Below are 22,172 nucleotides of genomic sequence, written 5' to 3'. Positions count from 1 at the left end.
GCCATCGCTCAGCCGGATCGGCCGCTCAGGCGCACTGCGGACGTACGTACCCGTCGGTGCCCGTCTGGATGTAGGAGTCGGACACGAAGCGCTGGTTGCCGATCTTGTCCCACAGGTTCGACGTGCCCAGCGGGCCGTTGACGGTGGTGCCGGGCTTCTGGCAGATGATCGAGACCCGTGAACCGCCGCTGATCTGGAGAACGACGGGGTGTGAGAGGCCGGGGCCGCTGCGGACGTTGACCGTGGCGACGACCAGGTACGTGGTGGCGGCGGCCTGCGCGTCCATGACCTCGATGCCGAGCGCGGCGGCCGCGATCGGGTCACCGGCGTCGACGGTGACGGGCCGCAGCACATCGGTGTCCGTGGCGGTGGCGGTGGCGGTGGCCGTGGCGGTGGCCTCGGTCGTCGTGATGTTCTCGCTCATGTGTTCCTCCCCCGAGGAGCGTGGTGGGCGGTTTCCGGACAGCGGCGGCGGGCCGTCACCTCCGGAAGAACCTCCCTCTGGCATGTGCCGCAGCAAGTGCGGACACACCGGAAGACGCCCCCCACGGCCGTGCAGTTGCACCGTGAGGGGCGTATGTCCCGTCCTGTTTTCAGGGGAGTCCGCGCGGGTTCAGCGGGCGCAGCCCGCACCCGCCGGAAGGCTCAGCCCAGCAGGCTCACATCACGCACCGCGCCCTTGTCGGCGCTGGTGGCCATCGCCGCGTAGGCGCGCAGCGCGGCCGAGACCTTGCGGTCACGCTGCTTCGGCTCGTACACACCCGCGAGTGCCTCGCGGCGGACGGCCAGGGTGTCCTCGTCGACCAGGAGGTCGATGGTGCGGTTCGGGATGTCGATACGGATGCGGTCGCCGTCCTCCACCAGGGCGATGGTGCCGCCGGACGCGGCCTCGGGCGAGGCGTGGCCGATGGAGAGCCCGGAGGTGCCGCCGGAGAACCGGCCGTCGGTGATCAGCGCGCAGGACTTGCCGAGACCCCGGCCCTTGAGGAAGGACGTGGGGTAGAGCATCTCCTGCATCCCGGGGCCGCCCCGGGGGCCCTCGTAGCGGATGACGACGACGTCGCCCGGGGTGATCTCCTTGCGGAGGATCTTGTCGACCGCCTCGTCCTGCGACTCGCAGACGACGGCCGGGCCCTCGAACGTCCAGATGGACTCGTCGACACCGGCGGTCTTCACGACACAGCCGTCGACGGCGATGTTGCCCTTCAGCACGGCGAGTCCGCCGTCCTTGGAGTAGGCGTGCTCGACATCGCGGATGCAGCCGTGGGCGGCGTCCGTGTCGAGGGTGTCCCAGCGCTCCGACTGGGAGAACGCCTCGGCGGAGCGCTTGCAGCCGGGGGCCGCGTGCCACAGCTCGACGGCCTCGGGGGAGGCGGAGCCGCCACGGATGTCCCAGTCGTCGAGCCACTGCTTGACGGACCGCGAGTGGACGGTGTGCACGTCCTCGTCGAGCAGTCCGCCCCGGTACAGCTCGCCGAGGATCGCGGGGATGCCGCCCGCCCGGTGCACGTCCTCCATGTAGTACGTGGTGGTGGGCGCGACGTTCGGGGCGACCTTGGCGAGACAGGGGACGCGGCGGGAGACGGCGTCGATGTCGCCGAGGTCGTAGTCCAGCTCGGCCTCCTGCGCGGCGGCGAGCAGATGCAGGATCGTGTTGGTGGAGCCGCCCATCGCGATGTCGAGCGCCATGGCGTTGTCGAACGCGGCCCGGGTGGCGATGTTGCGCGGCAGGACGTTCGCGTCGTCCTGCTCGTAGTACCGCTTGGTGATGTCGACCACGGTGCGTCCGGCGTTCTCGTACAGCGCGCGCCGGGCCGTGTGGGTGGCGAGCACGGAGCCGTTGCCGGGCAGGGACAGGCCCATCGCCTCGGTGAGGCAGTTCATCGAGTTGGCGGTGAACATGCCCGAACACGATCCGCAGGTCGGGCAGGCGTTCTCCTCGATACGGAGGATGTCCTCGTCGGAGACGTTCTCGTTGACCGCGTCACTGATCGCGTTGATCAGGTCGAGCTTGCGGACCGTGCCGTCGACGAGGGTGGCCTGTCCGGCCTCCATCGGACCGCCGGACACGAAGACCGTGGGGATGTTGAGGCGCAGCGCGGCCATCAGCATCCCGGGGGTGATCTTGTCGCAGTTGGAGATGCAGATCAGGGCGTCCGCGCAGTGCGCCTCGACCATGTACTCGACGCTGTCCGCGATCAGGTCGCGGGACGGCAGGGAGTAGAGCATCCCGCCGTGGCCCATGGCGATGCCGTCGTCCACGGCGATGGTGTTGAACTCGCGGGGAACGGCTCCGGCGGCCTTGATCGCCTCGCTCACGATCCGCCCGACGGGCTGGAGGTGGGTGTGTCCGGGGACGAACTCGGTGAAGGAGTTCGCGACGGCGATGATCGGCTTGCCGATGTCCTCGCTCGCTACCCCGGAGGCCCGCATCAGGGCGCGTGCGCCTGCCATGTTGCGGCCGTGGGTGACAGTGCGGGACCTCAGCTCGGGCATCGTCGCTCGCTCCTTCGGGGTGACCCCCCGCGCGGCTGCGGAGGGTCGTTCGAGGCAGTTGGGGCTGAATCGAGAGTACGCCGCCCCTCCAAGATCCGGACACGCTCTTCCGGAATGTGAGACGGATATCTCGGAAATCGGGCGATTCCGGCGGGGTCGTGCCGGACGGTGGCACGGGCCTGGCCGGGGGCGGCCGAGGGGGGCGGGACGGGGGCGGCCTAGGTCGGGTTCGGGTCCGGGTCGGGTTCGGGTCCGAGTCGGGTCCGAGTCAGGTCCGAGTCAGGTCCGAGTCAGGTCCGGCTGATCCGGTTCGGCCGGGGTCGGCGTCAAGCTGGGGTCGGTCGGGGCGGCGCCGGGCCGAGGTGGCGGCGTCGGGCCGGGGTCGGGGGCGGTCAGGGTTCCACGAGGTAGCGCTGGAGGGTGGGGGCGACCATGGCCACGATGTCCTCGGGGTCCGCGCTCGCCAGCGGCTCGACCTGGATCACGTATCGCAGGATCGAGATGCCGATCATGTGCGAGGCGGCGAGTTCGGCGCGGAACTTCGGGTCGGGTACGTCCAGCTCACGGGCGATCCGCTCCAGGATCTGCCGCAGCACGAAGCTCCGGAGCACCTTCGCCGCGGCCTCGTGGGTCAGCGCGGAACGGATCACCGCGAGCAGCGGGCCGCGGGTCGCCGGGTTCTCCCAGATACCGAGGAACTGCCGGGCCAGCCGCTCACCGATGTCACTGACGTCACCGATGCCGCCGCCGTCCCGGCCGAGGACCGACGCGACCAGCAGCGCCGGTTCCATCGAGACCTCGATGGCGGCGGCGAAGACCTCTTCCTTGGTCCCGAAGTAGTGGTGCACGAGTGCCGGGTCAACCCCGGCGGCCTTGGCGATCGCGCGTACGGAGGTCTTGTCGTAACCGCGCGCCGAGAACTCCTCACGTGCGGTGCGCAGGATGCGCTCACGGGTGCCCGGGCCGGGCGCGGTCCCGTCGTGGGAGGGACGGCCCCGGCGGCGGGGCGGGTCGGCGGTCACTGGCGGGGCGCCTCACGCGAGGGGTCCGGGTGGTGCGCGCGGCGGACGGGGTCCGGGCGGCGCGGCTGGCGCGGACGGTCCGGGCGGTCGGCGTCGCCGGAGGCCGTCCGGGCGGCAGAAGCACCAGGGGGCGTCCCGGCGGCGGAGGCACCGGAGATCGTCCCGGCACCGGGGGCGCGGGCGGCGGAGGCGAGGTGCAGCCGGGTGAAGGCCAGCGCCTCGGCGAGGTCGGCCTCGCGCTCGGCGTTGGACATCGCCCGGCGGGTGTTCACCTCGATCACGACATGGCCGCCGAAACCGCTGGTCGCGAGGCGTTCCAGCAGTTCGGCGCAGGGCTGGCCGCCGCGTCCGGGCACCAGGTGCTCGTCCTTGGCGGAACCGTTGCCGTCGGCGAGGTGGACATGGCTCAGCCGGTCCCCCATCCGGTCGACCATGGCCAGGGTGTCGACCCGCGAGGTCGCCGTGTGGCTGAGGTCGACCGTGAAATGCCGGTAGTCCTCCTTGGTGACGTCCCAGTCGGGCGCGTAGGCAAGCATCTCGCGGTCGCGGTAGCGCCATGGGTACATGTTCTCGACGGCGAACCGTACGTCCGTCTCGTCCGCCATCCGCCAGACGCCCTGGACGAACTCACGCGCGTACTGGCGCTGCCAGCGGAACGGGGGGTGCACCACGACCGTCGAGGCGCCCAGCTTCTCGGCGGCGGCGCGGGCGCGCTGGAGCTTCGTCCACGGGTCGGTGGACCACACGCGCTGGGTGATCAGCAGACAGGGCGCGTGGATCGCGAGGACCGGCATCCCGTAGTGGTCCGAGAGCCGCCGCAGGGCCTCGACGTCCTGGCTCACCGGGTCGGTCCACACCATGACCTCGACGCCGTCGTACCCGAGGCGCGCGGCGATCTCGAAGGCCGTCGCCGTCGACTCCGGATAGACCGAGGCCGTCGACAGGGCGACCTTCGCATCCGGGACGCGCACCACTGGTTCTGCCACGAGCACAGCGTACGGGGCCCCGCGCGGCCCTGGCGGAGGCCGGGACCCGCCCCGCCGACCGGCGGTCATGGGGTGGGGTGGCTCTGGGGGTGGGAGACCGGGAGATGGTCGAGGTGGCGCAGGATGACGCCCTCACGCAGCGCCCAGGGACAGATCTCGACCGAGTCGAGCCCGTAGAGGTCCAGCGCCGCCTCGGCGACCAGCGCCCCGGCCAGCAGCTGGTTGGCGCGGTCCGCCGACACCCCGGGCAGCCCCGCCCGCTCCGCGGTGGTCATCGCGGCGAGCTTCGGCACCCACGCCTCCAGCGACTCCCGCTTCAGCTCCCGCTGCACATACAGCCCGTCCCCGCTGCGGGCCCCGCCCGTCAGCCGCGCGAGCTGCTTGAACGTCTTCGAGGTGGCGACCGCGCGATCGGCGCCCCCGAGGCGGCTGAACTCCCCGACGGTCCGGGCGATCTGCGCGCGGACGTGCCGTCGCAGCGCCCGCACGTCCGACGCGTCCACGGGGTCGCCGGGCAGCCAGCCCGCCGTGAGACGGCCCGCCCCGAGCGGCAGCGAAGCCGCGGCGTCCGGGTCCTCGTCGATCCCGTAGGCGATCTCCAGCGAACCGCCCCCGATGTCGAGGACGAGGAGCTTGCCGGCCGACCAGCCGAACCAGCGCCGGGCGGCCAGGAACGTGTGCCGGGCCTCCTCCTCGCCGGTCAGCACCCGCAGCTCGACGCCGGTCTCGGTACGGACCCGGGCCAGTACCTCGTCGGCGTTGGTGGCCTCCCGCACGGCCGAGGTCGCGAACGGCAGCAGCTCCTCGACGCCCTTGTCCTCGGCGGCCTGGACGGCGTCCCGGATCGTGGCGACCAGCAGTTCGACCCCGTCCGCGCCGATGGCTCCCCGCGCGTCCAGCAGTTGCGCGAGGCGCAGCTCCGCCTTGTGCGAATGCGCGGGGAGCGGGCGCGCGCCCGGGTGCGCGTCCATCACCAGCAGATGAACCGTGTTCGAACCCACATCAAGGACACCGAGTCTCATGAGCGTCAACGCTACTGCGCGTCCGGCGCCCGGCCTGCCCCATGTGGTGCTCCGCACGCATACCCTTGATGTGTGCCAAAGACGAAAAAGGCGAAGCGCGAGGAATCCGCCGGTTCGGCCCCCCAGGACCGGGCCGCCGGCGGAGCGGTGACCGCTGGGCGGGCGGCGGCGGGCGCCGAGCGGACCGGCAAGGGCGGCAAGGGCGGCAAGGGCGGCAAGGCGGGGAAGACCGGCCGTGGCGCCGGGGACGACAAGAACGGCAAGAGCGGTACGAACGGCGGGAGCGGCGGAAGCGGTAAGCGCACGACGCTGATCGGCGCGGGTACCGGCCCGGCCGGTAGCGGCGCTGGTCCGGCCGCCGCCCCGGCCGACGAGAAGGGGCTGGACTTCGCCCGTGCCTGGGTCGAGTTCCCCGACCCCGCCGACGACGAACAGCTCTTCCGCTGCGACCTGACCTGGCTGACCTCCCGCTGGAACTGCATCTTCGGCAGCGGCTGCCAGGGCATCCAGACCGGCCGCGCCGCCGACGGCTGCTGCACCCTGGGCGCCCACTTCTCCGACGAGGACGACGAGGCGCGGGTCGCCGGTCATGTGGCGAGGCTCACGCCCGACATCTGGCAGCACCACGATGTCGGCACCCGTCCGGTCGCCAAGGACGGCGGCTGGATCCAGGAGGACGAGGACGGCGACCGCCAGACCCGCCGCTGGGAGGGGTCCTGCATCTTCCAGAACCGCACCGGCTTCGCGGGGGGCGCGGGCTGCTCCCTGCACATCCTCGCCCTCAAGGAGGGGCGCGAGCCCCTGGAGACCAAGCCGGACGTCTGCTGGCAGCTGCCGGTACGCCGTACGTACGACTGGATCGACCGCCCCGACGACAGCCGGGTCCTCCAGGTGTCGATCGGTGAGTACGACCGCCGCGGCTGGGGGCCGGGCGGCCACGATCTGCACTGGTGGTGCACCTCGGCGACCTCCGCGCACGGTGCGGGTGACCCCGTCTATGTCTCGTACCGCGCGGAGCTCACCGAGATGATGGGCAAGGACGGCTACGACCGTCTCGTCGAGCTGTGCGAGCGGCGTCTCGCGTCCCAGCTCCCGCTCGTCGCTCCGCACCCGGCGGACCCGCCCCACGCGTGACGCCTTCGCTTGCGCTTCGTAGGTCTGTCCGGGTGGGCGCGCTTGTTTCCTGTGCTGTCGCTCGTGGGGTGCGCAGTTCCCCGCGCCCCTTTGGGGCGCCCCCGGTCTGTTCTTCGGGTCGGTGCCGGTCGGGATTCTCCGTCCTCGATCCGACACGCTCGGTACGACGTTCCGTGACTCGACTGAAGAGCATCGGAGTCTGCGAGCAGAGATTCCCGCCCACCCCCTCCCGCAGCCATGCGACTGCACAAGGAGGAGGGTGAAAAGCAGCCCCAGGTGGGCGCCCCCAAAGGGGCGCGGGGAACTGCGCAAAAACGAGGGCGACCCGCACCCGAAAAGCGACCGCAAGAGGGCAGCACCTCAGGGGCGCGGGGAACTGCGCACCCACGGACGTACCCGCACGGGAACGAAGCACGCCCAGCACAGGAAACCCAGGGGCGCGGGGAACTGCGCGAAGACGAGGACCGACCCGCACCCGAAGAGCGACCGCAAGAGGGCAGCATCCAGGGGCGCGGGGAACTGCGCACCCCACGAACGACGGTACGGGGACGAGTGCGCCCACCCGGACAGACCTCGGGGGCGCGAGCGAAGGCGACCCGCGGGGAACTGCGCGCCCCCGGACGTACCCGCACAGGGACAGGTACGTCCAGGTGGGGAACCCCCGGACGCGCGAGCGAAGGCGGGCCGTCAGCCGGTGGTCGGTGAATCGCCCGGCGGGGGGCTGGCCGGGGGCGGGGTGCCCGGGTCGGTCGGGCCGGGGTCCGGTGGGCCGGACGGGGAACCGGGGCCGGGCTCCGACGGGGCGCCCGGGGTGGACGACGGCCCCGGGCCGGGGTCGCCGGGTCCCGGGCCGGGCGGTGTGCCCGGAGAGGTGGGCGTCGGGGCGGGACCGGGCGGGGTGCCGGGACCGCCTGGGGTGCCGCCGCCCGGGGGGCCGGGGTCCGCGGGCCGTACGGGAGTCGTGGGACGGGTACGAGGCGGCTCGGGCGCGCTGTCCCCGTAGCCCTGGACGAGGACCACCGCGCCGGACGGGCCGATGGAGATACGCGCCTGCCAGGGTCCGCTCGGCTCGGTGCGGGTATCGACGCGGACCTGAAGGGTGAACGTGTCGCCCGGAGCCAGGGTTCCGGACGTACGGCTGAGGTGGAGCCAGGGGGCGTGCGGGGTCGCGGTCCAGTGCACCGGTGCGCCCCGGGCGGCGGTGAGGGCGATGAATGTGGCGCCGTCGCGGGGGAAGACGGCGACACCGAGCCGGCCGCCGCCGTCGGCCGCCCCGCCGGGGCTGATGACCTCGGCGGACATCCGGCCCTTCCCGCCGCCGGGGCCGTGCCGCGGATCGTCGTCGTTACGGGCGTTCCCGGCGTTCCCCGTGTTCGGGTAGGTGTCGGGCGCGCGCTCGTCCCCCGACCCGGCGTTGTCCCCGGCCTCGCTGGCCGTGACGGGACGGGCGTCGCCCCCGAACACCGGGGCGCCCCGGTAGGCGGCCCACAGGGCGATGACGGGCGCGGCGACGACCGTCGCGACCACCGTGGTGGTGACGGCCCGCGTACGCAGACGGTCCCGGCGGGCCGCGCGGTCCTTGGGGTCCAGCGGGAAGCCCCGGCGGTCGAACCGGGGCGCGGTGGTGCCCCGCGCGCGGGGCGCGTGGGCCATGGCCGTACGGACGGCGGCGCGCGGCGCCACGATCAGCGGAAGCTGCGAGGGGCTGATGGAGGTGCCGGGCCAGGCACCGGGCCCGGCCCGTTCGGCGGTGCGGCGGCAGCGCGGACAGTCGTCGACGTGCCGGACGAGTTCGCCCCGCAGCGTCGTGCCGAGCAGCACCTCGTCACCGGTCATCAGCCGGGCGACACCGGTACAGGTGCCGCTCTCCACGACCGCGAGCGCGGTGCGGGTGCGTTCGACCTCGCAGGCGGCGGACGCCAGCAGGTCACGGGCCCGGGCGAGGGACAGACCGAGGACCGCGCCGACCTCGTGGACGGCGAGCCGGTGGCGCACGGCCAGTTCCAGGGCCTCGCGCTGCTCGGGGGAGGTCCCGGCGGCCTCGGGCCAGGCGAGCTGCGCGAGTTCCCGGCGGCGGACCCCCGCGGCCCTGTCGTCCTCCGCCCCCCGGTCGCCCTCGCCGCGTTCCTCCGTTCCCGGGACCCCCTCGCCGCGCGCGTCAGGGCCGGGCGGCGCGCCCGGCGCGGAGGGGGTCCGGGAACGGCCCCGCGCATGGCTGCTTTGACGTTTCTTCTTGCTCTCCGCGAGACGCCGCAGACAGGCCCAGCGCGCGAGCGCGTAGAGCCACGGCCTGTGGTCGCTCTCGGCGGCGGGGGCGCGGTTCGCGCGCCGCCGCGCGAGGGCGAGCACATCACCGAGGGCGGCGGTGGCGGCGTCGTGGTCGCACAGCACCGACAGGCAGTAGGTGAACAAGCCGTCGAGGTGTGGCTCGTAGCGGGCGGGCGGGTGCGGGGCGGGCGGGTGCTGGACCACGGTGGGGTGGGTGGTCCGCTGGGGTTCCGCGCGGTGTGCCCGGTGTGCTCCGGTCGCGCGGCTGCTGCGTTGCGTCCTGCTGCTCGTCATCCTCGCGACCGTAGGCGCCCGGGAATCCCCGTTCCGTCACCTTGAGGGCTTTTAACCCCTTCGGGTGAGCAGATCCCTCGAATTGGGGACAGGAACCCGTACGCGCGTTGCCCCGAGCGCGGCCCGCCGGTGCTCCCGGGACGGGTTCGCCGCCGGCCCCGGCACGGGTTGTCCACAGGCCGGAGGCGGGGCGGCACGCGATGTCAGCGGTTGCGGTTACGGTTCGGTGCATGGCTGCCCGTACGAAAACCGCGAAGGACCGTCCGTCCTACCGCTGCACCGAGTGCGGCTGGCAGACGGTCAAGTGGCTCGGCCGCTGCGGCGAGTGCCAGGCGTGGGGCACGGTCGAGGAGTACGGCGCGCCCGCCGTGCGGACGACGGCCCCGGGCCGGGTCACCACGTCGGCGGTGCCCATCGGCCAGGTGGACGTCCGTACGGCCACCGCCCGGAGCACCGGTGTGCCCGAGCTGGACCGGGTGCTGGGCGGCGGGCTGGTCCCGGGCGCGGTGGTCCTGCTCGCCGGTGAGCCCGGGGTGGGCAAGTCGACGCTGCTGCTGGACGTGGCGGCGAAGTCCGCGAGCGACGAGCACCGCACCCTGTACGTGACCGGTGAGGAGTCCGCGAGCCAGGTGCGGCTGCGGGCCGACCGGATCAAGGCGATCGACGACCATCTGTATCTCGCGGCGGAGACCGATCTCTCGGCCGTCCTCGGTCATCTGGACGCGGTGAAGCCGTCCCTGCTGATCCTGGACTCGGTGCAGACGGTGGCGTCGCCCGAGATCGAGGGCGCGCCCGGCGGTATGGCGCAGGTCAGGGAGGTCGCGGGCGCGCTGATCCGGGCGTCCAAGGAGCGCGGGATGTCGACCCTGCTGGTCGGCCATGTCACCAAGGACGGCGCCATCGCGGGCCCCCGCCTGCTGGAGCACCTGGTGGACGTGGTGCTGAGCTTCGAGGGCGACCGGCACGCCCGGCTGCGTCTGGTGCGCGGCGTCAAGAACCGCTACGGCACCACCGACGAGGTGGGCTGCTTCGAGCTGCACGACGAGGGCATCACCGGGCTGACCGACCCGTCGGGCCTGTTCCTCACCCGGCGGGCCGAGCCGGTGCCCGGCACCTGTCTGACGGTCACTCTGGAGGGCCGCCGGCCGCTGGTCGTGGAGGTGCAGGCGCTGACCGTGGACTCGCAGATCCCGTCCCCGCGCCGGACGACCTCGGGGCTGGAGACCTCCCGGGTGTCGATGATGCTCGCGGTGCTGGAGCAGCGGGGCCGGATCACCGCGCTGGGCAAGCGGGACATCTACTCGGCGACGGTCGGCGGGGTGCGGCTCTCGGAGCCCGCCGCCGACCTCGCGGTCGCGCTCGCCCTGGCGAGCGCGGCCAGTGACACCCCGCTGCCCAAGAATCTCGTGGCGATCGGTGAGGTGGGGCTCGCGGGGGAGGTCAGAAGGGTCACCGGGGTGCAGCGCAGACTGTCCGAGGCGCACCGGCTGGGCTTCACCCACGCGCTGGTTCCGGCCGACCCGGGGAAGGTCCCGGCGGGAATGCGGGTCACGGAAGTCGCGGACATGGGAGATGCTCTGCGGGTGCTGCCGAGGAGCCGTCGCACGGAGGCCCCACGGGAGCGGGAGGAGCGCCGGTAGACTTTGCCCCGGTCTCGCCCGTCCGTACGAAACGAGCACCGGGCACCCCCCAGAACCGCGACCGGAGGAGAGCAGTGGCAGCCAACGACCGGGCAGCGGCTCCCGGAAAGTCCGGCGGGAGCTCCGGTGCCGAGGGACTGATGCGGGCCGCGCTGAGCGCGGTCGCGCCGGGCACGGCCCTGCGGGACGGCCTGGAGCGCATCCTCCGGGGCAATACCGGAGGGCTGATCGTCCTCGGTTCCGACAAGAGCGTCGAGGCGATGTGCTCGGGCGGCTTCGTGCTGGACGTCGAGTTCACCGCGACCCGTCTGCGTGAGCTGTGCAAGCTCGACGGCGGCATCATCATCGACAAGGACATCACCAAGATCGTGCGGGCGGGCGTGCAGCTCGTCCCCGATCCGACGATCCCCACCGAGGAGACGGGCACCCGGCACCGCACGGCGGACCGGGTCAGCAAGCAGGTCGGTTTCCCGGTGGTGTCGGTGTCGCAGTCGATGCGGCTGATCGCGCTGTACGTCGGCGGTCAGCGGCGGGTCCTGGAGGACTCGGCGGCGATCCTGTCCCGGGCGAACCAGGCCCTGGCGACGCTGGAGCGGTACAAGCTGCGCCTCGACGAGGTCGCGGGCACCCTGTCGGCGCTGGAGATCGAGGACCTGGTGACGGTCCGCGACGTCAGCGCGGTCGCGCAGCGGCTGGAGATGGTGCGCCGGATCGCCACGGAGATCGCCGAGTACGTGGTGGAGCTGGGGACGGACGGCCGTCTCCTCGCCCTCCAGCTGGACGAGCTGATCGCGGGCGTGGAGCCCGAGCGGGAGCTGGTGGTCCGGGACTATGTGCCCGAGCCCACGGCGAAGCGTTCCCGCACGGTGGACGAGGCGCTGTCCGAGCTGGACGCGCTGACCCACGCGGAGTTGCTCGAACTCTCCACGGTGGCGCGTGCGCTGGGCTACACCGGTTCACCGGAGGCGCTGGACTCGGCGGTCTCGCCGCGCGGCTTCCGGCTGCTGGCGAAGGTGCCCCGGCTGCCCGGCGCGATCATCGACCGGCTGGTCGAGCACTTCGGCGGGCTCCAGAAGCTGCTGGCCGCGAGCGTGGACGATCTTCAGGCGGTCGACGGGGTGGGCGAGGCCCGTGCCCGCAGCGTCCGCGAGGGCCTGTCCCGCCTCGCGGAGTCGTCGATCCTCGAACGCTACGTCTGACCGGTTCGGGCGGGTGCGTGGTTCGGCGGGCGCTCCGGGCTGGTCAGCCGTCAGGTTCGGCCGCCGGGTTCGGCCGCCGGGCGGTTCGGCGGCCGGCTGTCGGGCGTCGGCGGTGCGGCGGTCGGTCGACTGACGGTTCGGCGGGCGGCGGTTCGGCACCGTACGGGCGCTTTGCCGGAAGAGTGGCGTACGGCCCGCGAGGCGGGTTCCCGCCACTTTCCGTCCCGCCCAGGCGTATCCCCGCCCCGGGCGGGCCCCAGGGGCGCCCGGGGCGGGGATGTGGGTTCCCGGCCGATCTCACGGCCGGCCCCGTTCCGACGGTCCCGGACTGTCAGGCCCGCCCGGTCCGCCGGTCCCGGCCGTCAGTCCCGGCCGTCAGTCCCGTGTCAGGACGAACGAGGTGCGGGCGGTCGGCAGGCCCGGGGTCTTCGCCTCGACCAGATAGGTACCGGGGGAGACGTCCCCGGCCGGGGGCGTCGCGCACTTCGGGGCGCTCTGCTCGCGGTCCCACGGGAAGGTGTGGGTCGTCCGGCCGTCGGCGGGCACCCGCACCAGTACGTTCGCGGAGCGGTCGGGGCAGTGGTCGGAGGCCCAGATGTCCTTGTCGCTGCCCGACTGGGTGATCGTCACCACGGCCCGCTCGGGCCCGAGGTCGAGCTTGCAGTCGGACGCCGAGGAGTTCTGCGCGACGAGTTCGAGCTTCGGGGTCTGGCCGGGCTCGTAGGTGTTCTGGACGCTGCGCAGCGTCAACCGCACCGATGCCGGGGCGCAGTTGGGCAGGTTCGACCCGGCGGGCAGCCGGCCGCCCGTGGCCGTACCGCCGTTCGCGGAACCGCCGTTGCCACCCGTGCCACCTGTGCCGCCCGTGTCACCGGAGTCGGCCGGGTCGCCGGTGCCGGTCGCGGACGGGGAGCCCGTACCGCCGGTACCTTCCGTGCCCCCTGAGCCGCCACCCGTTCCGGAGCCCGCGGAACCCGAGCCGCCGGAGCCCTCCGTGCTGCCCTCGGACTCGTCCCGGCCGCCCGGCTTCTCGCTGATCGCGGGGCCGGACCCGGAGGGACCGGGCGTGATGGACTCCACGGGGTTCTTGCTGTTGGAGCCGTCCGCGTCGTCCCCGCCGCCGCCGTCACCTCCGCGTGAGCTCACGATCCACACGACGAGCAGCGCCAGCAGGGCGGCCATGATCAGCAGAAGGCCCCTCCGCCGCCAGTAGATGCTGGAGGGAAGCGGCCCGATCGGATTGCGCAGAGATCCCACGGCGGCAACTGTACGAGAGATCGGCCTCTTCTCCCGCCCCACCCGCCGCCCCTGAGGCAACTTTTCCGGATCATCATCCCGGAGACGGTCCGTCAGTGCCCTTCGTACCCCTGTCTTTCGTCAGGTCCGGGAGCTGACGACTGCGGGGTGTGACCGCCGGGGGCCGTTCCGTACGGTCCGTGACCATGACGTACGCCGATGACGAGTGGTACCGGGACATCACCTCCTTCGCACGGGACTCCCCCTCTTGGCTCCAACTCACCGCGGAAATAGGCACGGAGGCGGGAATCCTCGTCTTCGGACTGCTGTTCGTGGCCGCCTGGTGGCGGGTCCGCGGGGGTGATCCGCGTGCGGTGGCGGTGGCCTGCCTCGCGCCGGTCGCGACGGCCGTCGCCTATGTGGTCAGTGAGGTCCTGAAGACGTTCTTCGACCAGGACCGGCCCTGCCGGACGGTGGCGGGCGCGGTCGCGCCGCTGGTGGAGTGCCCGGAAGCCGGTGACTGGTCGTTCCCCAGCAATCACGCGACGATCGCGGGCGCGTCGGCGGTGACGGTGGCCCTGGCCTGGCGGGCCATGGTCTGGCTCACGGTCCCGCTGGCCCTGCTGCTGGCGTTCTCCCGGGTCTTCGTGGGCGTGCACTTTCCGCATGATGTGGCGGTCGGGCTGCTGCTCGGCGCGGCCGTCGGACTGCTGGCCGTCCGGGCGGGCACCGGCCCCGCGACGCGGGTGCTCAGCGCCGGACGGCACCGGCGTGGGCAGCGCACCCGTGGGCGACGCACCCGTGGCTGAGTCCGGCCGGAGCCCAGAAGTCAGGGCCCGGGCCGGGCTTCACCACCTCACCGCGTCACCGAACGCCACGCCCCGGTGCCGCCGCCCCGTCCTCCGCCGTCAGACCCGCCTCGTACGCCACGATCGCCGCCTGTACGCGGTTCCTGACGGACAGCCGGTCCAGGATGGCGCTCACATACGCCTTCACCGTGCCCTCCACGAGGTGCAGCCGACGGGCTATCTCCGGGTTGGAGAGCCCCGCGCCGACCAGGGCGAGCACCTCGCGTTCCCTGGGGGTGAGGGTGCCGGTACGGGCGCGGGCGGCCGTGGCGCGGCCGAGCCGTTCCGCGCCGAGGTTGTCGATGACATGACGGGCGACCTTCGGCGAGAGGAAGGCGGCACCGTCCGCCACCGCCCTTACTCCCGCGATGAGTTCGTCGGGGTCGCCGGACTTCAGCAGGAATCCGGTGGCCCCGCCGCCCAGGGCGCGGGCGACGTACGCGTCCTCGGAGAACGTCGTGAGCATCGCGACGGCCGTACCCGGCACGGTCCGCAGGATCTCCTCGGCGGCGGCGAGGCCGTCGAGGCGCGGCATACGGATGTCGAGGAGCACCACATCGGGCCGGTGCGCCTGCGTCAGCCGGACCGCCTCATGGCCGTCCCCCGCCTCCGCGACGACCGCGATGCCGTCGTCGGCGGCGAGGATCGCCCGGACCCCCGCACGGATCATCGCCTCGTCGTCGGCGAGAAGTACCCGGATCGGCCTGTTCACCGCACACCTCCTGATGACGCGCCCGGCAGCCGGGCGCCGTGGTCCGGGGCGGGCCCGGCGCGTCCGGTCGTGGCCCTCGGCACCACGTCCTTCGCGATCAGTACGCCGTCCCCGTCGAAGCAGAGCCTGAAGTAGGGGACGGTGGTGAAGAGTTCCCCGTCGGCGCGGTAGTAGCGGCACTCGTCGGCCCCGGCGGGAACGGCGGGCGCCCGGTCCCGCGGCGGGTCGGGCACGGCCCGCTCCGGCAGTTCGGCGCGCAGCGCGTCCAGGGTGGTCCCCGGGCGCAGACCGGCGTACACGGAAGGGGCGAGGACGGTGCGGGCCTCGGCGTAGGCGTACCAGGCGAGCGCGCCGCCCAGGAACACGGCCCCGGCGACCGGTACGGCGACGACGGCGGGCAGCGTACGACGGGGCGGGCGGACGGAGGCGGTCACCGCACCCGCGGGGGACCGGGCCGCGCCGACCGGGCCCGAGGCCGGTTCGGCGGCCTGGCCGGGAGCCGGTTCGGCGTTCGGGCCGGGGGCCGGTTCAGGGGTCGGGCCGGGGGCCGGGTGTCCCGGTATGCGGGCGTGGACCCGGAAGTCCGTGCCGTGGCGGCCCGCCTCGAAGGTGCCGCCGAGCGCGGTGACCCGCGCGCGCAGACCGGGCAGCCCAAAGCCGCCCGGGACCGTGACGGGCGCGTCCCGGGGCGGCCCGCTGACGACGGTGACGGTCGTGCCCAGCGGGTCTCGCACGGTACACACCGTCACGGGCGCGCCCGGGGCGTGTTTGGCGGCGTTGGTGAGTGCTTCCTGGACGACACCGCGGGCGACCTGCTCCGCGAGCGGCGACGGGACATCGGGTCCCTCGCCCGCGGACCCGTACGCGCGCGGAGCACCGGCTTCTTCGCCGGGGGTTCGGGGATGTCTCCGCGCAGCCCCGTACGCGCGCGGAACACCGTCCTCACCCCGAACCGCCGGAGCCGCCGGAGCCGCCGGAGCCGCCGGAGCCCCCGTAACCCCCGGAGCCGTCGGCGGCGGCTCCGGGTCCGGCACCGCGTCCACCATCCGTACGGGCATGCCCGAGGCCGCGGCGCGGCGGACCAGGGACGCGACGCTGTCGGTGGGCGCGGGGGTCAGCGGCAGGGGTTCGTCCGGCTCGCGGAGCACGCCGATGATGGCGTGCAGCCGGTCGGTGGCCTCCGCGGCGGCCGACCGCAGCTCGGCGGTGGCCGCGCGGTGCCGGGGCGGGAGGTCCCGCGCGACCTGGAGCGCTCCCGCGCGCAGCGCGATCAGGCTCAGCTCGTGCCCCAGCGAGTCGTGCATGTCCTGTGCGATCCGGGCCCGCTCACGCAGCCGCGCGCGGTCCGCGACGATGCGCTGCTCCCGTTCGAGCTGCTGCGCGCGGGCCCATCCGGCCTCGGCGAGCGCCCGGCCCTGCCGCCGGTTCCGCCCGCCGAGCCAGGGGAGGACCACGACGAACAGCAGGGCGGCGACGAGTACGAGGGCCTCGGTCACCGGGTCGACGTTCCGTACCGCGATCCTGGCGCCCCCGAGGGCCAGCAGCGCGCCGAAGGCGGCGAGCGCGGGCCCGGTACGGTCCGCCCACAAGCCCATGAGCAGCGCGAACGCCGCCAGCGAGGGCCCGAAGGCGGCCGTGAGGAGGGCGGGGGCGGCGGCTGCGACGGACAGCGACGCCACCAGCAGGAACGCGGTCACCGGACGGGCCCGGCGCAGCACGGCGGCCACGGCCAGCATGACGAGCGCGCCGGTCTGCTGCCACCAGGGGCGCGGTTCGTCGAACCCGAGCGGGTCGGCCACCAGCACGGGGACGGCGAGTACCGCCCACAGCCCGACCGCCGCCCACCCCGCGTCCCGTACCCGCCCCATGTCCCGTACCCGCCACGCCCGGCCCGGCGCGCCCGGCCCTTCCGCGCTCATACCGCCCCGACCCCTTCCCCGCTTCCCGTCCCCCTCCAAGGTGCCACCCCCCACTGACAGCCCGCCGCGCGACGCTACCGCCCCGCACCCGCCCGCCACCCCTGCCGATCGTCACCCCTTTCCGCCCCGGCCCCGGCCCGGCACCCGCCTCGCCCGGGCCCCGACCGGCCGGAACCCCGTCGCGGACCCGCCCCACCCACGGACACCCCGCCCGCGAACCCGGGCCCGGGCCACGGCCGCGAACCCCGCCCCGGGCACCCCGCCGCGGACCCGTGGACGCCCGCCCCGCCCGGGCGCCCAGCCGCCCGCCAGGCCGTCCGGCCGCCGTCATGGGCGGGCCCCGACCCGCCCTCGCTCGGCGTCATGCCCCCCTCGGCCCGCACACCCGTGGGAGGATCGCCCGTGCCATGACTGTGCCGACGAAGCCCACGCCCCGTACCCCCGAACCCCGTGCCGCCGAGGCCCTCCCTTCCCTTCCCGCCCTGCACGAACCCGTGATCTCGTGGTTCGAGGACCACGCGCGCGACCTGCCGTGGCGGCGCCCCGAGGCGGGCCCCTGGGGTGTGATGGTCAGCGAGTTCATGCTCCAGCAGACCCCGGTCAGCCGGGTGCTGCCCGTCTACGAGCAGTGGCTGGCCCGCTGGCCGCGCCCCGCCGATCTGGCCAAGGAACCCTCCGGTGAGGCGGTCCGCGCGTGGGGCCGGCTCGGCTACCCACGCCGCGCGCTGCGCCTGCACGGCGCGGCGACGGCCATAACGGAGCGGCACGGCGGCGATGTGCCCGCCGAGCACGCCCAGCTCCTCGCGCTGCCCGGGATCGGTGAGTACACGGCCGCCGCCGTGGCGTCGTTCGCGTACGGACAGCGGCACGCCGTCCTCGACACCAATGTGCGCCGGGTCATCGCCCGCGCGGTGGCCGGGACGCAGTACCCGCCGAACGCGACGACCGCCGCCGAACGCAAGCTCGCCCGCGCGCTGCTGCCCGACGAGGAGAGCACCGCCGCCCGGTGGGCCGCCGCGTCGATGGAGCTGGGCGCGCTGCTGTGCACGGCCCGGGGCGAGCGCTGCGACCGCTGCCCGATCGCGTCGCTGTGCGCGTGGCGGCTGGCGGGCAAGCCCGAGCACCAGGGACCGCCCCGGCGCGCGCAGACGTACGCGGGGACGGACCGGCAGGTGCGGGGCAAGCTGCTCGCGGTGCTGCGGGAGGCCACGGCCCCGGTGCCGCAGACGGTGCTGAACCGGGTGTGGGACGAACCGGTGCAGCGGGCCCGCGCGCTCGACGGACTCGTCTCGGACGGCCTGGTGGAGCCGCTGGCGGGCGGCCTGTACCGGCTCCCGCACTCCTGACGCCCCGTCACCACCGCACGACGACGGCCCCGGTGGCCCACCCACCGGGGCCGCCCCATGTCCGGCCCACACCTACCCCGCGCCTGGCCCGACTCCACCGATTCCCCCCGGCCCCCGGGCAGCCGGCCACCCCGGACATCCGGACGCGCAGGCACCCACGCACCCACGCACCCGGCACCCCGCGCACCCATGACGCGCCCCGGCGCGCGTCCCGGTGCCACCGTCGGACGCGCCCCGTACGCCCCCGGCGGTGATCACCCCTGGCCCTCCGCACGTCCCCGGTACGTCACGCGTGCCCCTCCCCGTACATCCGGTGACGCCCCGTCCGTCACCTCGGCGGCGCGACCAAGCGCCCCAAACCCGGCTAAAATTCCAGCCGCCTTACCCCTTTCCTATATCTGTTACACAACCGACGGACAGCCGTGCGTCCCCCGCGTGCTGGCCCGCACAGTGCCGTGACAACTGCTCCGTACCTTCAGTTCTGTGCCGGTGAGGCACACACGGGAAGACGGCGGCCGGGGGGCCGGATCGGAGGCGACGGGGACATGGCGCAGGGAGAGGTGCTCGAATTCGAGGAGTACGTCCGCACACGGCAGGACGCCCTGCTGCGCAGTGCCCGACGGCTGGTTCCCGACCCGGTGGAGGCCCAGGACCTGCTCCAGACCGCGCTGGTCCGCACGTACGGCCGCTGGGACGGCATAGCGGACAAGCGGCTGGCCGACGCGTATCTGCGCCGCGTGATGATCAATACGCGGACGGAGTGGTGGCGCGCCCGCAAGCTGGAGGAAGTGCCCACCGAGCAGCTCCCGGAGCCCTGTGTCGAGGACTCCACCGAACAGCACGCCGACCGCGCCCTGCTGATGGACATCATGAAGGTGCTCGCTCCGAAGCAACGCAGTGTCGTCGTGCTGCGACACTGGGAGCAGATGTCCACGGAGGAGACGGCCGCCGCCCTCGGCATGTCGGCCGGTACGGTCAAGAGCACGCTGCACCGGGCACTCGCACGGCTCCGGCAGGAGTTGGAGAGCCGGGACCTGGACGCACGCGCGCTCGAACGTGAGGAGCGGGAGCGTTGCGCGGCGTAGGGACCCGGGTCGGGGCGGCTTGGAGGGCCGCCCGGCACACCAGATCCACCCCGCCCACGACCGGCGCGGGCCCGCTCTCGGGCCCCCCGTCCGGCGAACACCGCACGCCGGTGGCGGACTTGGGGCCGCCCGGCGGACCGCCCCCGGCCCGTACGGACACAGCGGACACCGCGGCCGGGGCGGCGGACGGTAGGGGCGGAACCCTCAGCTGGCAGGCGGGGAGTACGGCGGCAGCCGTGCTCGCCGCCCTCGGCGTTTTCGTCGCCTCCTGTTCCACCGGTGGCACCGGCACCCGTGACGAGGGCCCCGCCCGCACGGACACCGTCAGCCAGACCACCCCCTCACCCACCCCGTCCCCCGCCCCCAAGCGCGTCAACGCGGTGCGTCTGCTCCTGGACGACCCCGAGGTCAGCGCCGCGGTCAAGGACGGTCTGCGTCCCTGCACCGGGGACGAGTACCCCGTCGACGTGATCTACGGAAGCCTCACCGGCGTCACCTCCACGGATGTGGTCGTCAACGTCCTGAGCTGCGAGGACGCCGTCGGTCTCGGCTCCTACGTGTACCGTCCCCAGGGCAGCGCGTACGAGAACGTCTTCCGGTCCGAGGAGCCCCCGGTGTATGCCGAGATCGACCGCGGGGACCTGGTCGTGACCCAGCAGGTGTACGCCGACAAGGACCCGGTCGCCTTCCCCTCCGGCGAGGACGTCGTCACATACCGGTGGGCCACCGCCGCCGACGCCTTCACGGAACGGGCCCGCACCCACAACGACTACGGCAACGCGGCGGCCGGTACCACCGCCGCTCCGCCGGACAACTGAGAGCGACGGATACGGATTCGGATGGCAGAGCAGACCCACGTCCTCTTCGTGGAGGACGACGACGTCATCCGCGAGGCCACCCAGCTCGCGCTGGAACGTGACGGCTTCGTGGTCACCGCGATGCCCGACGGACTGTCGGGCCTCGACGCGTTCCGCGCGAGACGGCCCGACATCGCGCTGCTCGACGTGATGGTGCCCGGCCTGGACGGGGTGAGCCTGTGCCGCCGTATCCGTGACGAGTCGACCGTCCCCGTGATCATGCTGTCCGCCCGCGCCGACTCCATCGATGTCGTCCTCGGGCTGGAGGCGGGCGCCGACGACTACGTCACCAAGCCGTTCGACGGGGCGGTGCTGGTCGCCCGTATCCGCGCGGTGCTGCGCCGCTTCGGCCACGCCAGCGGCACCGGGCCGGGCGCCCCGGCCCCCACCGGCTCCGCGGAACCCGCCGGTGACGGGGTGCTGAGCTTCGGCGATCTGGAGATCGACACCATCGGGATGGAGGTCCGCCGCGGGGGCAAGCCGGTCGGACTCACCCCGACCGAGATGCGGCTGCTGCTGGAGTTCTCCGCCGCGCCCGGCACCGTGCTGTCCCGCGACAAACTGCTGGAGCGGGTCTGGGACTACGGCTGGGGCGGTGACACCCGGGTGGTCGACGTCCATGTGCAGCGGCTGCGCGCGAAGATCGGCCAGGACCGTATCGAGACGGTCCGCGGCTTCGGCTACAAACTGAGGGCATGAGCCGGACGATGTGGGGGAAGCTGCGCGGGCTCAGCCTGCGGACCGGCCTGCGGTGGAAGCTCAGCGCCGCCATCGCGCTGGTGGGCGCGCTCGTGGCCCTCGCCCTGAGCCTGGTCGTGCACAACGCCGCCCGGGTGTCGATGCTGGACAACGCCCGTGACCTCCAGGACGAACGCGCCCAGTTCGCCCAGCGGATCTACGAGGGCACCGGGCGGCTCCAGTTCGGCGCCAAGGTCGACGACCCGAACATCCCCGGCGAGCTCCGGGAGAAGACCGCCGAGGGACGCCGGGCGACCTATGTCGCCGAGGACGACGAGGCCAGCACCCCCGACATCTGGGCGGCCGTGCCGCTGAAGGACGGCCGGGTGCTGTCGCTGCACAGCCCGTTCCGCGACCGCAGCGCGACCATCATGAAGGATCTCGACCAGGCGCTGATCATCGGTTCGATCGCGGTGGTGTTCGGCGGCTGCGCCCTGGGCGTGCTCATAGGGGGACAGCTGTCCCGTCGGCTGCGCAAGGCCGCCGCGGCGGCCGGACAGGTCGCCCAGGGGCACACCGGCGTACGGGTGGGCGAGGCCATCGGCGGTGTCGTCCGCGACGAGACCGACGACCTCGCGCGGTCCGTGGACGCGATGGCGGACGCGCTGCGCCAGCGGCTGGAGGCCGAACGCCGGGTCACCGCCGATATCGCGCACGAGCTGCGCACCCCCGTCACCGGACTGCTCACGGCGGCCGAGCTGCTGCCCCCGGGCCGCCCCAGCGAACTGGTGAAGGACCGCGCCCAGGCGATGCGCACCCTCGTGGAGGACGTCCTGGAGGTCGCGCGGCTGGACAGCGCCACCGAGCGGGCCGAGCTGCACGACATCCTGCTCGGTGAGTTCGTGAGCCGCCGTGTCGCCGTCCGGGACAGCGGCATACGGGTGGACGTCGTCCATGAGTCGGAGGTCACCACCGATCCGCGCCGACTGGAACGCATACTCGGCAACCTCCTCGCGAACGCCGCCAAACACGGCAGGACCCCGGTCGAGGTCACCGTGGAGGGCCGGGTGCTGCGGGTCCGTGACCACGGCCCCGGGTTCCCCGAGGAGCTGCTGGACGAGGGCCCCAGCCGGTTCCGCACCGGCAGCAGCGACCGCGCCGGTCATGGCCACGGTCTGGGGCTGACCATCGCCGCGGGTCAGGCCCGGGTGCTCGGGGCACGGCTCACCTTCCGCAACGTCCGGCCACCGGGCTCGTCCCCCGAGGTGCCCGCGGAGGGCGCGGTGGCGGTGCTGTGGCTGCCGGAGCACGCCCCGACCAGCACAGGAAGCTTCCCGGTCCTCCCCTTCCCGAAGAAATGACCTGTACGGCCGGTACGGCCTGTGCTCGGAGGGTGACCCGTACGACCCGTACGGCCGGTACGGCCTGTG

The 22,172-nt window shown here is 73.6% G+C and carries 18 protein-coding genes; 9 read left to right on the top strand and 9 right to left on the bottom strand.

Annotation, left to right across the window (positions count from 1 at the left end; translation table 11 throughout):
* Positions 1-25 precede the first annotated feature (25 nt).
* The 5 genes from OG711_RS22455 to OG711_RS22435 all read right to left on the bottom strand — a co-directional run bounded on the left by OG711_RS22455 (position 26) and on the right by OG711_RS22435 (position 5,526).
* Positions 26-424 carry an SH3 domain-containing protein gene (locus OG711_RS22455; RefSeq protein ID WP_329560183.1) on the bottom strand — a complete coding sequence of 133 codons (399 nt, stop codon included), beginning with the start codon at positions 422-424 and terminating at the stop codon, positions 26-28.
* 221 nt (positions 425-645) lie between these two features.
* Positions 646-2,496, bottom strand: coding sequence for a dihydroxy-acid dehydratase (gene ilvD, locus OG711_RS22450; RefSeq protein WP_099282617.1), 1,851 nt, complete (start codon positions 2,494-2,496; stop codon positions 646-648).
* Between the two features lie 392 nt (positions 2,497-2,888).
* A complete protein-coding gene (locus OG711_RS22445) occupies positions 2,889-3,518 on the bottom strand; it encodes a TetR/AcrR family transcriptional regulator (protein WP_073795186.1) in 630 nt (209 codons plus the stop codon).
* Positions 3,515-4,504 carry a sugar phosphate isomerase/epimerase family protein gene (locus tag OG711_RS22440; RefSeq protein ID WP_329560182.1) on the bottom strand — a complete coding sequence of 330 codons (990 nt, stop codon included), beginning with the start codon at positions 4,502-4,504 and terminating at the stop codon, positions 3,515-3,517. The genes OG711_RS22445 and OG711_RS22440 overlap by 4 nt, the downstream gene beginning before the upstream one ends.
* A 65-nt stretch (positions 4,505-4,569) precedes the next feature.
* Complete coding sequence (locus tag OG711_RS22435) at positions 4,570-5,526, bottom strand: Ppx/GppA phosphatase family protein (protein ID WP_329560181.1); 957 nt, start codon at positions 5,524-5,526, stop codon at positions 4,570-4,572.
* Between the two features lie 309 nt (positions 5,527-5,835).
* Here OG711_RS22435 and OG711_RS22430 point away from each other — a divergent pair, with 309 nt between their 5' ends.
* Positions 5,836-6,660: a hypothetical protein gene (locus tag OG711_RS22430; RefSeq protein ID WP_329563963.1), complete on the top strand. Its 825-nt coding sequence runs from the start codon at positions 5,836-5,838 to the stop codon at positions 6,658-6,660.
* A gap of 687 nt (positions 6,661-7,347) precedes the next feature.
* Here OG711_RS22430 and OG711_RS22425 read toward each other — a convergent pair.
* Positions 7,348-9,222: a BACON domain-containing protein gene (locus OG711_RS22425; RefSeq protein WP_329560180.1), complete on the bottom strand. Its 1,875-nt coding sequence runs from the start codon at positions 9,220-9,222 to the stop codon at positions 7,348-7,350.
* A 230-nt stretch (positions 9,223-9,452) separates the two neighbouring features.
* Between OG711_RS22425 and radA the strand changes: the two genes are divergently transcribed.
* Positions 9,453-10,862, top strand: coding sequence for a DNA repair protein RadA (gene radA, locus OG711_RS22420; RefSeq protein WP_099282621.1), 1,410 nt, complete (start codon positions 9,453-9,455; stop codon positions 10,860-10,862).
* A 74-nt stretch (positions 10,863-10,936) separates the two neighbouring features.
* Positions 10,937-12,061: a DNA integrity scanning diadenylate cyclase DisA gene (disA, locus tag OG711_RS22415; RefSeq protein ID WP_073795206.1), complete on the top strand. Its 1,125-nt coding sequence runs from the start codon at positions 10,937-10,939 to the stop codon at positions 12,059-12,061.
* A 375-nt stretch (positions 12,062-12,436) separates the two neighbouring features.
* Here disA and OG711_RS22410 read toward each other — a convergent pair whose 3' ends face one another.
* Positions 12,437-13,318 (bottom strand): hypothetical protein, encoded by an 882-nt coding sequence (locus OG711_RS22410; protein WP_266516916.1) that lies wholly within the window; start codon positions 13,316-13,318, stop codon positions 12,437-12,439.
* A 185-nt stretch (positions 13,319-13,503) separates the two neighbouring features.
* Here OG711_RS22410 and OG711_RS22405 point away from each other — a divergent pair, with 185 nt between their 5' ends.
* Positions 13,504-14,106, top strand: a complete 603-nt coding sequence (locus OG711_RS22405) for a phosphatase PAP2 family protein (RefSeq protein WP_073795211.1) — start codon at positions 13,504-13,506, stop codon at positions 14,104-14,106.
* A gap of 55 nt (positions 14,107-14,161) precedes the next feature.
* Here OG711_RS22405 and OG711_RS22400 read toward each other — a convergent pair whose 3' ends face one another.
* Positions 14,162-14,815: a response regulator gene (locus tag OG711_RS22400; RefSeq protein WP_399504966.1), complete on the bottom strand. Its 654-nt coding sequence runs from the start codon at positions 14,813-14,815 to the stop codon at positions 14,162-14,164.
* 38 nt (positions 14,816-14,853) lie between these two features.
* Positions 14,854-16,776 (bottom strand): ATP-binding protein, encoded by a 1,923-nt coding sequence (locus tag OG711_RS22395; protein ID WP_329560179.1) that lies wholly within the window; start codon positions 16,774-16,776, stop codon positions 14,854-14,856.
* 407 nt (positions 16,777-17,183) lie between these two features.
* On the opposite strand from OG711_RS22395, the gene OG711_RS22390 reads away from it, so the two are divergent.
* The 5 genes from OG711_RS22390 (at position 17,184) to cseC (ending at position 22,103) form a co-directional block, all read left to right on the top strand.
* Positions 17,184-18,122: an HhH-GPD family protein gene (locus tag OG711_RS22390; RefSeq protein WP_073795216.1), complete on the top strand. Its 939-nt coding sequence runs from the start codon at positions 17,184-17,186 to the stop codon at positions 18,120-18,122.
* 545 nt (positions 18,123-18,667) lie between these two features.
* Positions 18,668-19,207 (top strand): SigE family RNA polymerase sigma factor, encoded by a 540-nt coding sequence (locus tag OG711_RS22385; protein WP_073795219.1) that lies wholly within the window; start codon positions 18,668-18,670, stop codon positions 19,205-19,207.
* A gap of 119 nt (positions 19,208-19,326) precedes the next feature.
* On the top strand, positions 19,327-20,025 hold the full coding sequence (locus tag OG711_RS22380) for a hypothetical protein (protein ID WP_079185186.1): 699 nt from the start codon (positions 19,327-19,329) through the stop codon (positions 20,023-20,025).
* Between the two features lie 21 nt (positions 20,026-20,046).
* Positions 20,047-20,763 (top strand): two-component system response regulator CseB, encoded by a 717-nt coding sequence (cseB, locus tag OG711_RS22375; RefSeq protein WP_073795225.1) that lies wholly within the window; start codon positions 20,047-20,049, stop codon positions 20,761-20,763.
* On the top strand, positions 20,760-22,103 hold the full coding sequence (cseC, locus tag OG711_RS22370; RefSeq protein ID WP_073795228.1) for a two-component system sensor histidine kinase CseC: 1,344 nt from the start codon (positions 20,760-20,762) through the stop codon (positions 22,101-22,103). The genes cseB and cseC overlap by 4 nt, the downstream gene beginning before the upstream one ends.
* Positions 22,104-22,172 lie beyond the last annotated feature (69 nt).

It is taken from the genome of Streptomyces uncialis, assembly GCF_036250755.1.
Classification (GTDB): domain Bacteria; phylum Actinomycetota; class Actinomycetes; order Streptomycetales; family Streptomycetaceae; genus Streptomyces; species Streptomyces uncialis.
Note: the sequence above shows the minus strand (reverse complement) of the source record. Positions and strands in the feature narration are given on the sequence as shown.

Coding starts and splice junctions, on each gene's coding strand:
- OG711_RS22390 (WP_073795216.1), top strand. CDS start 17,184: ATGACTGTGCCGACGAAGCCCACGCCCCGTACCCCCGAACCCCGTGCC.
- cseC (WP_073795228.1), top strand. CDS start 20,760: ATGAGCCGGACGATGTGGGGGAAGCTGCGCGGGCTCAGCCTGCGGACC.
- OG711_RS22385 (WP_073795219.1), top strand. CDS start 18,668: ATGGCGCAGGGAGAGGTGCTCGAATTCGAGGAGTACGTCCGCACACGG.
- OG711_RS22455 (WP_329560183.1), bottom strand. CDS start 424: ATGAGCGAGAACATCACGACGACCGAGGCCACCGCCACGGCCACCGCC.
- OG711_RS22435 (WP_329560181.1), bottom strand. CDS start 5,526: ATGAGACTCGGTGTCCTTGATGTGGGTTCGAACACGGTTCATCTGCTG.
- OG711_RS22395 (WP_329560179.1), bottom strand. CDS start 16,776: ATGAGCGCGGAAGGGCCGGGCGCGCCGGGCCGGGCGTGGCGGGTACGG.
- ilvD (WP_099282617.1), bottom strand. CDS start 2,496: ATGCCCGAGCTGAGGTCCCGCACTGTCACCCACGGCCGCAACATGGCA.
- OG711_RS22400 (WP_399504966.1), bottom strand. CDS start 14,815: ATGATCCGTGCGGGGGTCCGGGCGATCCTCGCCGCCGACGACGGCATC.
- cseB (WP_073795225.1), top strand. CDS start 20,047: ATGGCAGAGCAGACCCACGTCCTCTTCGTGGAGGACGACGACGTCATC.
- OG711_RS22425 (WP_329560180.1), bottom strand. CDS start 9,222: ATGACGAGCAGCAGGACGCAACGCAGCAGCCGCGCGACCGGAGCACAC.
- OG711_RS22405 (WP_073795211.1), top strand. CDS start 13,504: ATGACGTACGCCGATGACGAGTGGTACCGGGACATCACCTCCTTCGCA.
- radA (WP_099282621.1), top strand. CDS start 9,453: ATGGCTGCCCGTACGAAAACCGCGAAGGACCGTCCGTCCTACCGCTGC.